General features: G+C 67.5%; 12 protein-coding genes. 7 read left to right on the top strand and 5 right to left on the bottom strand.

Features of this window, described 5'->3' with window-relative positions; all coding sequences use genetic code 11:
• The first annotated feature begins 446 nt into the window (after positions 1 to 446).
• The 5 genes from CXY91_RS11385 (at position 447) to CXY91_RS30570 (ending at position 3,868) form a co-directional block, all read left to right on the top strand.
• Positions 447 to 830: a PRC-barrel domain-containing protein gene (locus CXY91_RS11385; protein ID WP_244667892.1), complete on the top strand. Its 384-nt coding sequence runs from the start codon at positions 447 to 449 to the stop codon at positions 828 to 830.
• 233 nt (positions 831 to 1,063) lie between these two features.
• Complete coding sequence (locus CXY91_RS11390; RefSeq protein ID WP_100961364.1) at positions 1,064 to 1,951, top strand: transglutaminase-like domain-containing protein; 888 nt, start codon at positions 1,064 to 1,066, stop codon at positions 1,949 to 1,951.
• A 1-nt stretch (position 1,952) separates the two neighbouring features.
• The gene (locus CXY91_RS11395) at positions 1,953 to 2,936 is read left to right on the top strand and encodes a diacylglycerol/lipid kinase family protein (protein ID WP_100961366.1); all 984 of its coding nucleotides are present in this window, start codon (positions 1,953 to 1,955) and stop codon (positions 2,934 to 2,936) included.
• An 8-nt stretch (positions 2,937 to 2,944) separates the two neighbouring features.
• Positions 2,945 to 3,640 carry a phosphatase PAP2 family protein gene (locus CXY91_RS11400; RefSeq protein WP_158673376.1) on the top strand — a complete coding sequence of 232 codons (696 nt, stop codon included), beginning with the start codon at positions 2,945 to 2,947 and terminating at the stop codon, positions 3,638 to 3,640.
• Positions 3,641 to 3,715: 75 nt separating this feature from the next.
• Positions 3,716 to 3,868, top strand: a complete 153-nt coding sequence (locus tag CXY91_RS30570; RefSeq protein WP_167561580.1) for a hypothetical protein — start codon at positions 3,716 to 3,718, stop codon at positions 3,866 to 3,868.
• 8 nt (positions 3,869 to 3,876) lie between these two features.
• Here CXY91_RS30570 and CXY91_RS11405 read toward each other — a convergent pair whose 3' ends face one another.
• Positions 3,877 to 5,091, bottom strand: a complete 1,215-nt coding sequence (locus tag CXY91_RS11405; RefSeq protein WP_091832110.1) for a polyhydroxyalkanoate depolymerase — start codon at positions 5,089 to 5,091, stop codon at positions 3,877 to 3,879.
• A gap of 139 nt (positions 5,092 to 5,230) precedes the next feature.
• Here CXY91_RS11405 and CXY91_RS11410 point away from each other — a divergent pair, with 139 nt between their 5' ends.
• Entirely contained in the window at positions 5,231 to 5,887 is a 657-nt protein-coding gene (locus CXY91_RS11410; RefSeq protein ID WP_100961370.1) for a glutathione S-transferase family protein, read from the top strand.
• A gap of 275 nt (positions 5,888 to 6,162) precedes the next feature.
• Positions 6,163 to 7,608, top strand: a complete 1,446-nt coding sequence (locus tag CXY91_RS11420; RefSeq protein ID WP_100961372.1) for an aldehyde dehydrogenase family protein — start codon at positions 6,163 to 6,165, stop codon at positions 7,606 to 7,608.
• A 250-nt stretch (positions 7,609 to 7,858) separates the two neighbouring features.
• Here the strand turns inward: CXY91_RS11420 and CXY91_RS11425 are convergent, their stop codons facing one another.
• Genes CXY91_RS11425 through CXY91_RS11440 form a run of 4 tightly spaced genes read right to left on the bottom strand, consistent with a single transcriptional unit; the run spans position 7,859 to position 15,384 of the window.
• A complete protein-coding gene (locus CXY91_RS11425) occupies positions 7,859 to 8,569 on the bottom strand; it encodes an HAD family hydrolase (protein ID WP_465246852.1) in 711 nt (236 codons plus the stop codon).
• An 11-nt stretch (positions 8,570 to 8,580) separates the two neighbouring features.
• Positions 8,581 to 9,459, bottom strand: a complete 879-nt coding sequence (locus CXY91_RS11430) for a transglutaminase family protein (RefSeq protein WP_100961376.1) — start codon at positions 9,457 to 9,459, stop codon at positions 8,581 to 8,583.
• Positions 9,460 to 9,469: 10 nt separating this feature from the next.
• Positions 9,470 to 11,992 carry a circularly permuted type 2 ATP-grasp protein gene (locus tag CXY91_RS11435; RefSeq protein WP_100961378.1) on the bottom strand — a complete coding sequence of 841 codons (2,523 nt, stop codon included), beginning with the start codon at positions 11,990 to 11,992 and terminating at the stop codon, positions 9,470 to 9,472.
• An 8-nt stretch (positions 11,993 to 12,000) separates the two neighbouring features.
• Positions 12,001 to 15,384 carry a transglutaminase family protein gene (locus CXY91_RS11440; RefSeq protein ID WP_100961380.1) on the bottom strand — a complete coding sequence of 1,128 codons (3,384 nt, stop codon included), beginning with the start codon at positions 15,382 to 15,384 and terminating at the stop codon, positions 12,001 to 12,003.
• Between the last annotated feature and the right edge of the window lie 70 nt (positions 15,385 to 15,454).

A 15,454-nucleotide genomic window follows, 5' to 3' on the forward strand; every position in this document is an offset into this window, starting at 1 on the left:
GCGCCGCCGATCACGGCGCCAGCACCGGCACCGATCAATGCGCCGGTGGCGGTCCTTTCCTCGCGCGGCGTACAGGCGCCGAGCGCGGTCACGGCGGTGGCGACAAGGAGAAGCTTCTTCATCGTCATCGGGATCGTCATCGGGCGTTTCCTTTACTTTGAGGGCGAGGGCCGACGACGCGCGGCAACACCGCTAGCGTTCATCCGCCTCGTGAATCGCGTCGCTTCAAGCCGCGTTCGATCGGTCATCAAACCGCAGCCGTCCGCATTTGTTCCGGGCATGGGCTGACAGGCCGTCCGCTGAATGTTCGCGATGGCAGGGATGCCCCGTCGCGGCACTGTCTTGAGGACGCGCTTTTTTCGCTCGCGCCTGGGAACCAGGCAGCAGCCTCGGGGTTGATGGAGCAGGCCGGCCTACCGGCTTGTCAGATATGCATGGAGGGACCGATGAGCGCTACGATGACCGCAGCCTCTCACGCCGCCAACCCGCTGATCGCCGGTGCCCGTGTCGCCGGCACCGATGTCTACAATACCACCGGCGAGCATCTCGGCTCGATTTATGACGTGATGCTCGACAAGGCGACGGGCAAGGTCGCCTATGCGATCATGTCTTTCGGCGGGTTCCTCGGCCTCGGCGAGAAGTATCACCCGATCCCGTGGAGCATGCTCGACTACGACGTCGACAAGGGCGGTTACGTCGTCCCGCTGACCCGCGAGAAGCTCGAGGCCGCTCCGATGTACGGCGCCGACGGCGAGCCCGACTGGCACGACAAGGAGTATGGCAAGCGCGTGCACGATTATTACGGCACGATGCCCTACTGGATGATGTGAGAGCGCGCCGCTAGGCCGTCGCTCCACGCCAAGGCGCAGCTCGCGGCGATCGCTATCCCCCCAGCCGGATCGTCGTGATTGCGTGGTGCGGGCCGAAAGGCCCGCACCTTTTTTATGCACTCAGGCTGGCCATCGGGCGGGAACTTCGGCCGGCTGAGCGCGTCATTAAGTGCCGGTCGGGGAGCTCCCCCGCCGCGGCGGGGCGGCTCCCATCGCGCAGCGTTGAGGTCACTATGCATATCCGCTATGGCTACCGGATCGAACTTGTCTGTGAACAGCCGAGCGCGTTGTTGACGCTTCTGGACGTTCATCCTTCGCGTCGGCACGATCTGATCCACCCCGACGAGATGCGCGCCACCTCGCTGCGCGGCCCGGGTCGATCGATCGAGATCAGTCAGCACATCGACGCGTTCGGCAACATCTGCCGGCGTCTGGTCGCGCCTGCGGGCGGCGTGCTGCTCGCCTGCGAGGGGCTCGTCTATGACGACGGCGAGCCGGATCGCATCGATCTCTCCGCACGTCAGGCCCAGCCGGCGGAGCTGCCGGACGAAGTCCTCCCCTATCTGCTCGGCAGCCGCTACTGCGAGACCGATCGACTGGCCGACACCGCCTGGAACCTGTTCGGCCAAGTGGAGCCAGGCTGGGCCCGCGTACAGGCGGTCACCCAGTTCGTCCACAATCATATAACCTTTGGCTACGCATTCGCCCGCAACACGCGCACCGCGGCCGAAGCGTTCAACGAACGCATCGGCGTCTGCCGCGACTTCGCCCATCTGGCGATCGCCCTGTGCCGCTGCCTCAACATTCCGGCGCGGTACTGCAATGGCTATCTCGGCGATATCGGCGTGCCGCCCGATCCGGCGCCGATGGACTTCAACGCGTGGTTCGAGGTCTGGCTCGGCGGGCGCTGGCACACCTTCGACGCGCGCCACAATGAGCGGCGCATCGGCCGGATCGTCATCGCTCGCGGCCGCGATGCCACGGACGTTCCGATGCTCACCTCGTTCGGCCCGCACTGGCTGCAGCGCTTCGAGGTGATCACGGAGGAAGTCGACGAGGAATCGTTGCATAACATGGCCCGCCTTGTTCCCGCCAGAAGGGACGTCCATATCGCCGCCTAATATGGCGAAACAGTCGGACCCGTTGCTGGAGCTCGATGCGCAGGCGAAGCTTCGCTGCTTCCGCGTGATCGCCAATGCGCGCGCCGGAACGGTGCTGGAAGCCGGAGCGGAGAGCTTCGCGCGTCAGATCGAGGCGGCCTTCGAAGCGGCGGGGTGTCAGGCCGAGGTCGAGCTGGTCCCTCCGCGACAGCTGGAGGAACGCTTGCGGGCCGCGATCGCCGACGAGGCGGTGACGACCGTCGTCGCCGGCGGCGACGGCAGCATCAACGGGGCCTTGCCGGTTCTGGTCGGGTGCAAGCGGCCCGTCGGCGTGCTGCCGCTCGGTACCGTCAACGTCCTTGGCCGCGATCTCGGCCTGATCGGCCCGCTCGAAGAGCAGATCGCTGCGATCTGCGCGGGCGAGCCGGTCTCAATGGATCTCGGCAGCGTCAACGGCCGGCTGTTCCATTCGATCTCTGGCATGGGCTTCTTCAGCCTGATGGCGCGTGAGCGCGAATATGCGCGCCGGCGCTTCCCGTTCAGCCGTCTCGTCGCCTTTCTCTTCGCGGCGACGCGATCGATCCTGTTCACCCACTCGATCCGCATCGAGATGGAGATCGCCGGTGAGCGTCGGCAGGTCGAGGCCGACGCGGTCCTCGTCACCGTCAACCAGTTCGACGGCACCGAGTGGCGCCGCAACCGCCTCGACGGCGGCGAGTTCGAGGTCCACATCCTCGATACCGGGGGCCTGCTGTCGCGCTGCAAGGCCGCCTTATCGATGCTGACCGGCGGCTGGCGCAATTCGCAGCATCTGGTTTCGCTGACCGGCACGGCGGTGACGATCAACCGTCGCGACAAGCGCCGCGGTCACGTCACATTCGACGGCGAGGTCGAGCGTCGCGCCAGCCCTTTCACCTATCGCCTGTTGCCGGGTGCGCTGCGGGTGATAGCGGCGCGACCGGCCAAGATCGAACCGCACCCGGCCGAGCACATGTTCCCCTCATGAGGCATGCGATGTTCCTCCTCCAGCCGCGCTTCCTCCTGCCTGTCGCGGCGGCCTTCGGTTTCGTCGGGCTGGCCTTCTATGTCATCTCCGATGGCGGCGCCGCGCTCGACAGCGCCCTGGTCATGCTGTTCCGCGATCCGGCCAACCCGTCGCTGCCGATCGGCCCGGCCTGGTTCCGCGAGATGATGCGCGACCTGACGGCTCTCGGCAGCTTCATCGGGCTCGGCATCGCGACCGTGATCGCGACGCTGACGCTGCGCCTCTGCGGCCATCGCCCTCTTGCGGTCGGCCTGGTGCTCAACGTCCTGGCGGCCGTGGTGGCGAGCACCCTGCTCAAGATCGGCATCGGCCGCGAACGGCCGGATATCGTCGAGCACGCAGCGTTGACCTTCACGGCGAGCTTCCCGAGCGGTCACGCCTTCCTTGCCGCGGTGGTTCTGCTGAGCATTGCGAGCTTCGCCGGCATCGCGTCGCGCCGCGCCGATATCGCCCGGCTCTGCCTGTGGGTGGCCTGGGCGCTGATCATCGCGATCGGCGTGAGCCGGATCTATCTCGGCGTGCATTGGCCGAGCGACGTGCTCGGCGGCTGGTGCCTCGGAGTGGCCTGGTCAAGTCTTGCCACTTTCCTGATCGGGCGCCGGGCAGCCCGCTCGGAGGACGATCTCGCCCAGGTCGTCGCATCCCGCAGCGAGGCCGCAGGCTGAGAAGGTCGGAACCCGCGCGCCGGCGTCGGCGTTGATGGGTGGCGCCGTGTCGGCGCCCCCGCAACGGAGTTCCTGATGACGCTGTCCCGCAACACGCTTGTTCTCCTCGTCGCCATGCTCGTGCTCGGCCTCGGGGCCGTCAGCTATGCGCTTTATCAGGAGAAGAAGCAGCCGGAGGGCGTCGAGATCTCGGTCGGCAAGAACGGCCTGTCGATCAAGGAGAAGTAAGCGGCTGCTCAGCTGTTCGCCAGGATCATGTTGCGGACGATCGGGTAGATCTGGTTCTCCCATTTGCGGCCCGAGAACACGCCGTAATGGCCGACGCCGGCCTGCATGTGATGGCGCTTGCGGAAGGGCTTGAGCCCGCGGCAAAGGTCGTGCGCCGCTGCGGTCTGCCCGAGCGAGCAGATGTCGTCGCGCTCGCCCTCGACTGTAAGCAGCGCCGTCCTGCGGATCGCGCTGCAATCGACGCGCTCGCCGCGATAGGTCAGCGTGCCGGCCGCCAGCCGTGCCTCCTGGAAGATCCACTGCACGGTCTCGAGATAGAACTCGGCCGGGAGGTCGAGCACCGCGAAATACTCGTCGTAGAAGGCCTTGATCGTCTGCGCCTTCTCGGTCTCGCCGGCGGCGAGGTGGGTGAAGAGATCGATATGCGCGTTGACGTGCCGGCTCATGTTCATCGCCAGGAACGCGCCAAGCTGGACAAAGCCCGGATAGACCCGGCGGCCGCCGCCGCCATAGCGCCGCGGCACGGTCGAGATCAGGTTGCTGCGGAACCACTCGATCGGCTTGTCGTTGGCGAGCCGGTTGACCGCGGTGGGGTTGATGCGGGTATCGACCGGCCCTGCCATCAGCGTCATGCTGCGGGCCTGGGCGCGGTGGCCGGCCTGCGCCATCACTGCCGCCGCGGTGAGCACCTGCACACAAGGCTGGCAGACTGCGACCAGATGTGCCTGTGGACCGAGCACGTCGAGGAACCGGATCAGATAGTCGACATAGTCGTCATAGCCGAAGGGCCCGGCCTCGAGTGGCACGTCGCGGGCATTGTGCCAGTCGGTGATGTAGACGTCGTGATCCTGCAGCAATGTCGCGACGGTGTTGCGCAGCAAGGTGGCGAAGTGCCCGGACATCGGCGCGACCACCAACACCTTCGACTGGGCGAGATCGCTGTCCTTGCGGAAATGCAGCAGGGTGCCGAAGGGAAGGGTCAGTGCCGCCTCTTCGGTCACCGGCACGTCGCGATTGCCGGTGCGGACGCTGGCGATGCCATAGGGCGGGCGCTTATGCGTCAGACCGGCCCGCGTCACCATCTCGTAGCCGGCCGCCGCGGCACGCAGACTCAGCGGCTCGCCGAGCAGGGCCCGGCTGCCGAGAGTCACGATCGCCGCCTGGGCGAGCGCGCGAGCCGGGTCCAACAGGTCGGATTGGGCCTGATAGGCGAGATAGAGCATCCGTCTGCGATCCCGATCGTGCCGCGCCGGCATAGGCCGTTGCCCCGTGCAATCGGCATGCCCACGCCGCCCCACGCATGCCGGCGCCGCTGGAACATCTCTTGCTACGCCGGTTCTCCGCGCGCCGAGGATGCCGAGCATGCCCGCCACCACGCTGACCATCAGTAGCAAGAACTACTCATCCTGGTCGCTGCGCGGCTGGCTGCTCTGCCAGCTCGCAGGTCTCGAGGTCGAGGAGATCATGCTCTCGGTCGACGACCCCTCGGCTCGGGCCGAACTGCTGCTGCTCTCGCCCTCCTTCCTGGTGCCCTGCCTGCGCCATGACGGCGTGGTGATCTGGGACACGCTCGCCATCGCCGGCTATCTCGACGAGCTGAAGCCGCAGGCCGGACTGCTGCCGGCCGAGGTCGGCGCGCGCGCCCGTTGCCGTGCCATTTCCGGTGAGATGCATTCGGGTTTCGCCAATCTGCGCTCGGCCCTGCCGATGAACCTCAAGGCGCATTATCCTGGCTTCAAGCTCTGGGCCGGAGCCCAGGCCGATATCGACCGCGTCATCGAGATCTGGCGCGACTGCATCGCGAGCTATGGCGGGCCCTATCTCTTCGGCGAACGGCTCACCATGGCGGATGCGATGTATGCGCCGGTCTGCCTGCGCTTCCTGACCTATGACGTCGCGCTCGACCCGGTCAGCCGGGCTTATTGCCAGACAATCCTCGGCTGGCCGGCGCTGCAGCGCTGGATCGCGGCTGCGAAGACCGAGCCGGACGAACTCGAGGAACTCGACGCCGAATTCTGAGGACGTCGGAGATCAGGCTGCGCGGCGCGCGACGACGACGCGGTCGCGGCCAGCCTGCTCTACCCGGTAGAGCGCGGCATCGGCTTCCTGCAGCAAGCGGCAGTAGCGGCCATGAACTGCGGCCAACGACCTCTTGTCAGCCCTGCCGCATGCGCCCATGGCGGGGCGCACATCGCCATTCATCGGGCCGTCCTGCATGGCCTTGCCGACATAAAACGGTTAAGACCGGCTCCTCAATTCGGTTTGGCACGTTTGGTTAGGCAAGAGGTTTTGCGATGAATGCTCCCTTCAAGAACCTGATCGCCGGTGAATGGACCGGCTCGCAGAACGCTTCGCGCAACATCAACCCCTCCAACACCAACGATGTCGTCGGCGAGTATTCGCAAGGGTCCGTCGACGACCTGAACAATGCGGCCGCCGCCGCCAAGGCCGCCTTCCCGGCCTGGAGCCGCACCACCCCGCAGGAGCGCTACGAGGTCCTGAAGAGGGCCTCCGACGAGATCCTCGCCCGCAAGGAAGAGCTCGGAAAGCTGCTCTCGCGTGAGGAGGGCAAGACCCTCCCCGAGGGCATCGGCGAGGCGACCCGCGCCGGCCAGATCTTCGCCTTCTTCGCCGGCGAGTGCCTGCGTCTGAACGGCGAGAGCATCCCCTCTGTGCGTCCTGGCGTTGGTGTCGAGGTCACCCGCGAGCCGGTCGGCATCGTCGGCATGATCACGCCCTGGAATTTCCCGATCGCGATCCCGGCCTGGAAGATCGCCCCTGCGCTCGCCTACGGCAATTGCGTCGTGATCAAGCCGGCCGACCTGGTGCCCGGCTCGGCCTGGGCGCTGGTCGACATCATCCAGCGCGCCGGCCTGCCCAAGGGCGTGCTCAATCTGGTGATGGGCCGCGGCTCGGTGGTCGGCCAGGCGCTGCTCGAGCACAAGGATGTGCACGCGATCTCCTTCACCGGCTCGGTCTCGACCGGCCGCAAGGTCGCGGCCGCCTGCATCGCCGGGAACCCGATGAAGAAGGTCCAGCTCGAGATGGGCGGTAAGAACCCGCTCGTCGTGCTCGACGATGCGGATCTCAAGGTTGCGGTCGAGGCTGCCGTCCAAGGCGCCTTCTTCTCGACCGGCCAGCGTTGCACGGCCTCCTCGCGCCTGATCGTCCAGGCCGGCATTCACGACCGCTTCGTCGAGGCCTGCATCGAGCGGCTGAAGGGCGTCACCGTCGACGACGCGCTGAAGGCCGGCACCACGATCGGCCCGGTCGTCGACCAGAGCCAGCTCGACCAGAACCTGAAGTACATCCAGATCGCCCGTGACGAGGGCGGCAAGCTCGCCTTCGGCGGCGAACTGCTCAATCGCGAGAACCCCGGCTTCTACCTGCAGCCGGCGCTGTTCACCGAGACCACCAACGCCATGCGCATCTCGCGCGAGGAGGTCTTCGGCCCGGTCGCCAACGTCGTCCGCGTCAAGGACTACGAAGAGGCGCTCGCCATCGCCAACGACACCGAGTTCGGCCTGTCCTCGGGCATCTGCACGACCTCGCTGAAGTATGCGACGCATTTCAAGCGCAATGCCGAGGCCGGCATGGTGATGGTCAACCTCGCCACCGCGGGCGTCGACTACCATGTGCCGTTCGGCGGCCGGAAGGGCTCGAGCTACGGCCCGCGCGAGCAGGGCGCCTATGCCCGCGAGTTCTACACCACGGTGAAGACCTCCTACACGCTCGCCTGAGCCGAGGCGTCATTCGGAACTCTTGGGGCCGCGCCGCAAGCGCGGCCCTTTTTCATGCCGAACTGATGTTTCGTTGGGGTCCTGTCACAAGGGGACGGGTCGTCCCGGGCGGAGCGCAGCGGAGACCCGGGACCCATTCCGGAACCTCTTTCGGATAGGCTCCGGAATGGATCCCGGATCGGCGCCGCTGACGCGGCTTGTCCGGGATGACAGGTAATGGATGTCGAAACCCGCCCCTTCGGCGTCCTGACTAATCGAACAGCGCCTGCTCCAGCCCGGCGATGCTCGGCAGCAGGATATGGCTGAGCGGGCGCAAGGTCTCGGCGCTACCGGCGCCGGTCAGGACCGCGACTCGCAGGCCAGCCCCGGCCGCGGCCGCCATGTGCATGTCATGGCTGGAATCGCCGACGACGGCGACCGCATCCGCGGGCAGCCCCGTCGCGGCACAGAAGCCGTCGACCATGCCGCGCTCCGGCTTGGCGCCATGGCCGGAATCATAGCCGCACTGGAAGACCAGATGCGATTCGAGGCCGAAGCGCTCGGCCGTCGCGGTCACCGCCGCTTCGCTGTCGCTGGAGGCGATACCGAGCGCGAGGCCGCGATCGGCAAGGCTGGCGAACAGGGCAGCAAGATCGCAGACCGGCACGGCGGCGACGACCGCGGATCGAAAGAGGGTGTCGAGCCGGTCGGTCAGCTCCGTCATCCCGAACCGGGCGCCGGCCTCCACCCAAGCCTGAGCCACGTCCTCGGTATTGCCGGAGGCGAGCAGGCCGTCGGAGGTGGCGTAGCCTGTCGCGGGATCGACACCGGCGATCGTCAGCAGCCGCGCCGCCAGCTCGATATCGCCCCGGGCCGCGAGCCGGCCGGCGCCGAGATTGGTTGGGGCCCAGCTCGCCTGGTAGTCGATCAGCGTGCCGTCCTTGTCGAACAGGACGCCGCGGATGGAAGGGCGCGCCATCACGTCACCGGCAATCATAGGACGGGGACCACATCGACCTTGACGTCGAGCTTCTGGCTGCCGGGCCCAACCAGAACGCCGTCGAGCGGCGAGACGTCGGCATAGTCGCGCCCCGTCGCGGTAACGATATGGTCGTCGGCGACGACGAGATCGTTGGTCGGGTCGAGCCCGATCCAGCCGGTCTCAGGCCCGCACCAGAGCATCACCCAGGCATGGGTGGCGTCGGCGCCCTCCAGCCTCGGCTGACCCGCTGGCGGGATCGTGCGCAGATAGCCGCTGACATAGGCGGCCGGCAGGCCGAGGCCCCTCAAGCCCGCGATCATGATATGGGCGAAGTCCTGGCAGACACCGTGGCGGTTGGCGAAGGCCTCGCGGATCGGCGTCGAGACCTCGGTCGCCTCGGGATCGTAGACGAACTCCTTGCGGATCCGGGCCATCAGCTCGCCCGCCGCCTCGAAGACCGGCCGCTTCGCGGCAAAGCTCCTGCGGGCATAGTCGGTGATCTCCGACACGGTCGGCGCCAGCCGGCTGGGATAGAGATATTGGGCGGGGGAATCCGGGGAGAGGCTCTGCGCCTGCAAGGCGAGTTCGGCGACCTCCTCCCAGCCTCGCGTCAGGGCCGGAAAGGGCGGCGCGGTCCGCATCACCTCGACCCGCGAGGTCATCTCGATCCTGAGCTCGCGATGCGGCTTGGCGATGGTCAGCGTCGTCGTGCGATTGCCGAAGAAGCAGACACCGTCGCGCCGCTCGGCACCGCGCGGCGCCACGGAGAGCTGGCTGGTCAGGACACGCTGGCCGACGCCGTCGCGCGGCAGCACGCGCAGGATGCAGCGCGCGAAAGGTACCGGCCGGCTATAGCTGTAAGCCGTGAGATGGCGAATGGCGTAGATCACCCGGACTCCCTTACGCGAGTCGCGTCATCCGCGAACCTTCCGGCGTGGAGTTCTGCAGGAAATAGCGCTCCGCGACTGCACTCGAGAGCCCCATCAGCAATTGCTCGAAATAGAGGATACCGGTGCGGTCGAGACGGCTGGCCTCAGCGGTGCGGCATTCGGCAGCGAGCTTGAGTGCGAGCCGGCGCGGCTCTTCCAGCATCCCGTCGTCGTTGAGGGAAGGCAGTGCCGCAATCTCGGCATCGAGCTGCTCGATCTGGAAAGCGACGGAGCGCGGATTGTAGGGATCGAGCATGACGAGATCGAGAACCGGCTGCAGCGCGGCGCCGAGCATGTAGCGCGAGCGATAGGTGATCTGCGAGTCCGTCAGGTCGAGCAGCGCGTCGAGGCAATTGCCCGGTGCGTTGTTCTCGACGAAATGGCGGGCGAAGCGGCAGGTGGTGATGCCGCGCTCGATCCGCCGGCCGATGTCGAGGAAGCGCCAGCCGGCGCCGCGCACCATGTTCTCCTGGGAGAGCCCCGAGAAGGCGGCGAGCGACTTCAATCCGGTATCGGCGATCTCGAAAGCCTCGCCCTCGCTGGTCGCCTTGCCGGGGTCGGCGAGCTGCCGCTGCAGATCGCCGAACAGCCGCCAGGCATCGACCGAGAGCCGCTCGCGGATGACGGAGGCGGTGCGCCTGGCTTCGCGGACCGAGGCGGCGGCCGAACCGTAATGGTCGAGATCGTGCAAAGCGGAGCGTGCCTGGACCACGACGGAGCGGGCCTTGGACGCCGTCGGCGCCGCGCCCCAGGCGACGAGCAGATTGGCGAGCCGCTTGATCGTCTCGCCGTGGCCGGGTGCCTGGTCGTCGGCATTGATCAGGCGCCCCAGCAAGGCGCGCACCAGCCGCAGCGTAGCCTCGCTGCGCTCCAGATAGCGCCCGAGCCAGAACAGGTTGTCGGCGGCGCGGCTCGGCAGGATGCCGACGATGCGGCGGATGCCGATCCGGTCCGGGCTCGGCAGCAATGTCACCTGCTCGACCGGCTGGTCGGAGGTCACCCAGACATCGCTGGAGCGCACGCCCGCGCGCATCGTCACGGCGCGCGCATCGCAGTCCTCGGAGATGCGGCAGAAGCCGCCTGGCATCACTTGCCAGCCATCGGGCGTCGCGGCAGCAAAGACACGCAGTGTCATCGGCCGCGGCTCCAGCCGGCCGCCCTGCATCACCGGCATGGTCGAGAGGTTGACGACCTCCTGCCCGACATAGTCGAGCCCGCGCTCGCCGATCCGGGCGCGCAGTGCCTCGCGCTCGGCCTTGTCGAGATCGGCGACCAATACGGTGCCGCCGTCGAGCCCGTCGCCTGGCGCGCGGAAGGCGGGGGAAACGCTCATCTCGTCCAGCCGGTCGAGCACGATCCCGCGCTCGCGCGGCTGGCCGCACCACCAGGTCGCGACGTTCGGCAGGATCAACTCTTTGCCGACTACCTCCCGCGCCAGGCGGGGAATGAAGCCCATCAGCGCGCGCGCCTCGACCACGCCGGAGCCGAGCCCGTTGGCGACGGCGACGTTCTCTGCCCGCACCGCCTCGACCAGGCCGGGCACGCCCAGCGCGGAACGGGCGTTGAGCTCCAGCGGGTCGGCGAAATCGCCGTCGATGCGCCGCCAGATGATGTCGGCGCGCTTGAAGCCGGCGATGGTGCGCACATGCACCAGCCCGTCGCGCATGACGAGGTCGCCGCCCTCGACCAGCAGGAAGCCGAGATAGCGGGCAAGATAGGCCTGCTCGAAATAGCTTTCGTGCATCTGGCCAGGCGTCAGCAGGCAGATGCGCGGCTCGACCCGCCGGGCGCGCGAGACGAGCCCGGCGCGGAAGCCCTGGAAGAAGCCGGCGAGCCGCTCGACGTTCATCGTCCGGAACAGGTCGGGGAAAGCGCGGCCGAGGGCGAGCCGGTTCTCCAGCGCATAGCCTGCGCCGGATGGTGCCTGGGTGCGGTCGTTCAACACCCACCAGCGCCCATCCGGCCCGCGGCCGAGATCGGCGGCGTAGATCTGCAGTTGTCCCGCGCCGGCCGTGCCTTGCACCGGCCTGAGATAGTCGGGGCTGCCCGTGATGGCCGCGGCCGGCAGTGCACCTTCTGCGATCAATCGGCCGGGGCCGTAGATGTCTCCGAGCACGGTGTCGAGCAGGCTTGCGCGCTGGGCGACGCCGGCGGCGATCACCTGCCATTCCTGCCCGGTGAGTACGAGCGGGGCATGATTCAGCGGCCATGAGCGCTCGCCGGCGAGAGGATCGCTCTCGTCGAGGTCGCCATGGACGCGATAGGACACGCCGGTGTCGCGCACATGCCGGTCGGCGAGGCCGAAGCGGCGCTGCAACTCGTCGCTGGAGAGCGAAGACCATTCCGCCAGGAAAGGCTCCCAATGCGGCCGGATCGAGCCATCAGGCGCCATCAGCTCGTCGTAAGCGCCTGGCAGCGGCCGATAGCCCGCGAGAAGGGCGTTGCGGCGCTCGTTGCGCGTCCTCGTCGAACTCGATCGGCGCTGCAAAGCCATCCTTGACCTCAAACCCCCGGCGGGCGGCGCAGGTCGAGGGTCATCGGGAACTCCGGATTGCGCTCTTCTGCGGGAATCGCCAGCGGTCCCGGACTATGGCCGATCGCTTCGAACCGGGCCAGCCTCCTGGCCTCCGCCTCGTAGGAATTCACAGGCGGTGTCTCGTAATTGCGCCCGCCGGGATGGGCGACATGATAGACGCAGCCGCCGAGCGAGCGCCCAGCCCACGTATCGACGATGTCGAAGGTCAGCGGCGCATGCACCGGTATCGTCGGATGCAGTCCAGAAGCCGGCTGCCAGGCTTTGAAGCGCAGGCCGGCGATGCAGGTTCCGGCGGCGATATCGGTCATCGGCAGCGCGCGGCCATTGCAGGTGATCACGTGCCGGCCGGGGGTCAATCCCGTCGCCTTGACCTGCAGGCGCTCGACCGAGGAATCGACATAGCGGACAGTGCCGCCGATCGCGCCTTCCTCACCCATGACGTGCCAGGGCTCGAGTGCCTGGCGCAGTTCCAGTTCGACGCCGCCCTGGTTGATCCTGCCGAAGAAGGGGAAGCGGAACTCGTGCTGCGCCGAGAACCAGGCGGGATCGAAGCGGTAGCCGGCCCGTTCCAGATCGGCGAGCACATCGCGGAAATCCTGCGAGACGATCTCCGGCAGCATGAAGCGGTCATGCAGGCTGGTGCCCCAGCGCACGAGCCTGCCTTGTTGCGGCTCACGCCAGAACCAGGCGATCAGCGCCCGGATCAGCAGTTGCTGCGCCAGCGACATCCGCGCATCCGGCGGCATCTCGAAGGAACGGAACTCGATCAGCCCGAGCCGGCCCGTCGGCCCATCCGGCGAATAGAGCTTGTCGATGCAGATCTCGGTGCGGTGGGTGTTGCCGGAGACATCGACCAGGAGGTTGCGATAGAGCCGGTCGACCAGCCAGAGCGGGATGGCGGGATCGTGCGGGCCGGGCGTCTGCGCCAGCGCGATCTCGAGCTCGTAGAGCTGGTCGTGCCGGGCCTCGTCGATGCGCGGCGCCTGGCTGGTGGGTCCAATGAACAGGCCGGAGAACAGGTAGGACAGCGAAGGGTGGCGCTGCCAGTAGAGCACGATGCTCTTCAGGAGGTCCGGCCGGCGCAGGAACGGGCTGTCGGCCGGGGTGACGCCGCCGAGCACGACATGGTTGCCGCCACCGGTGCCGGTGTGACGGCCGTCGACCATGAATTTCTCAGCGCAGAGCCGGGACTGGCGGGCTTCCTCGTAGACGCCGCGGGGGATCGCGACAGCTTCCGCCCAAGTCTTCGCCGGGTGGATGTTGACCTCGATTACACCGGGGTCGGGAGTGACCTTGATGACGTTGAGGCGCGGGTCATGCGGCGGTGAATAGCCTTCGATATGCACCGGCTGGCCAGTTTCTTCCGCTGTCGCCTCGATGCTGGCGATCAGGTCGAGATAATCCTCAACTCGCTCGACCGGCGGCAGGAAGACGCAAAGCACGCCGTCGCGCACCTCGATGCTGAGCGCGGTGCGCACCGATTCGGCGCCGAGCTCCTGCTCGACGATGTCCTGGCGCGCAGTCTGGGGCTCGCTGCTTCCGGCCGGCCGCGTCGGCTGGATCGGGCCGTCGAAGCTCGGCGGGGAATCGGTGGCGCGCGGTGCGCCAGGTGAGCTGGCCGTGACAGGCGGCAGCGGTCCGCGCGGCTCCAGAGGGTCCTGCGGATGAATATGCGGATAGGATTTGGCCGGGACATGCGGCAGCGATCCGAGCGGCAGCCGGAAGCCGACCGGTGAATCGCCCGGTACCAGGAAGAGCTTGCCGCGCCTGAGCTTCCACTTCTCCGAGCGCCAGCGCCGGTCGTCCGCTGCTGCCTGCCAGCGCTGCACCGGGATGACATAGCCGCTCGGCTTGCCGAGCCCGCGCTCGAAGACGCGGACCATGCGAGCGCGTTCCTCCGGATCCGACAGCTTCGGGTCGAGCGGGTCGACATTCTCCGGCAGCTGGCCTTCCTTCACCAGCCAGTGGCCGGTGTCCTCATAGGCCGGCAGCACATAGTCGGCCCCGAGGCCGAGCCGCTCGGACAGGCCCGCGGCGAGTCTCTCGACTGCGGCCGAACTCGGCACGACTTCGTGCTCGCGGTCGCCGCCCGTCTTGGCGCCGGGCTCGCGCGCGATCAGCGCGGCATTGCGCCAGATCGGCTCGCCATCCTCGCGCCAGTAAAGCGCAAAGGCCCAGCGCGGCAGGCTCTCGCCCGGATACCATTTGCCCTGGCCGTAATGCAGCATGCCGCCCGGTGCGAAGCGCTCGCGCAGGCGCCGGATCAGCACGTCGGCGCGCTCGCGCTTGGTCGGCCCGACGGCGGCGGTGTTCCATTCCTCGCCGGTCTGGTCGTCGATCGAGACGAAGGTCGGCTCACCTCCCATGGTCAGGCGAACGTCCTGCGCCGTGAGATCGGCCTCGACCTGCTCGCCGAGCGCGTCGAGCTCGGTCCAGGAGGCATCCGAGAAGGGCAGGGTGATGCGCGGCACCTCGTGCACGCGCGTGACGCTCATGTCGAAAGCGAACTGCGTCTCGGCATAGCTCGCGACGCCGCTTACGGGGGCGGCCGAGCGGTAATGTGGCGTCGCTGCCAGCGGCAGGTGGCCCTCGCCGGTGAGCAGGCCCGAGGTCGGATCCATCCCGATCCAGCCGGCGCCGGGAAGATAGACCTCGGCCCAGGCGTGCAGGTCGGTGAAGTCCTTGTCGGTGCCGCGCGGCCCTTCCAGCGGATCGACGTCCGCCTTCATCTGGATCAGGTAGCCGGAGACGAAGCGGGCGGCGAGGCCGATATGCCTGAGGATCTGGACGAGCAGCCAGGAGGTGTCGCGGCAGGAGCCGGATTTGATCGCCAGCGTCTGCTCGGGCTCCTGCACGCCCGGCTCCATCCGGATGCCATAGGCGATCATCTGCTGGAGACGGGCGTTGAGATCGACGATGAAGTTGACTGTGTTGGTCTTCTCGCGCGGGATCGTGGCGAGGAATGCGGCAAGCAGTGGCCCGGCCTCCTCCTTGACCAGATAGGGCGCAAGCTCGTCGCTCAATTCATCCGGATAGGCGAAGGGAAATTCCTCGGCTTCGCTGGCGACGAAGAAGTCGAACGGATTGATGATCGAGAGCTCGGTGACGAGGTCGACCTCGATGCGGAATTCGGTCACCGGCTCGGGGAAGACGTAGCGCGCCAGCCAGTTGCCGTTCGGGTCCTGCTGCCAGTTTACGAAATGCTCGGCCGGCGTGACCTTGAGCGAATAGCTCTTGACCGCCGAGCGGCAATGGGGCGCCGGCCTCAGGCGGACGATCTGCGGGCCGAGCGTGACCGGGCGGTCATAGCGATAATGGGTCAGGTGATGCAGTGCAGCGATGATGGCCAAGAGCGGGGGTCCTGCTGTGCCATGAACCGGCCCGGGCTGGCCGCTGCCATTACGATAGCGGCAGGGGCAA

Source organism: Allobosea sp. FBZP-16 (assembly GCF_002831785.1).
Lineage (GTDB): Bacteria > Pseudomonadota > Alphaproteobacteria > Rhizobiales > Beijerinckiaceae > Allobosea > Allobosea lupini.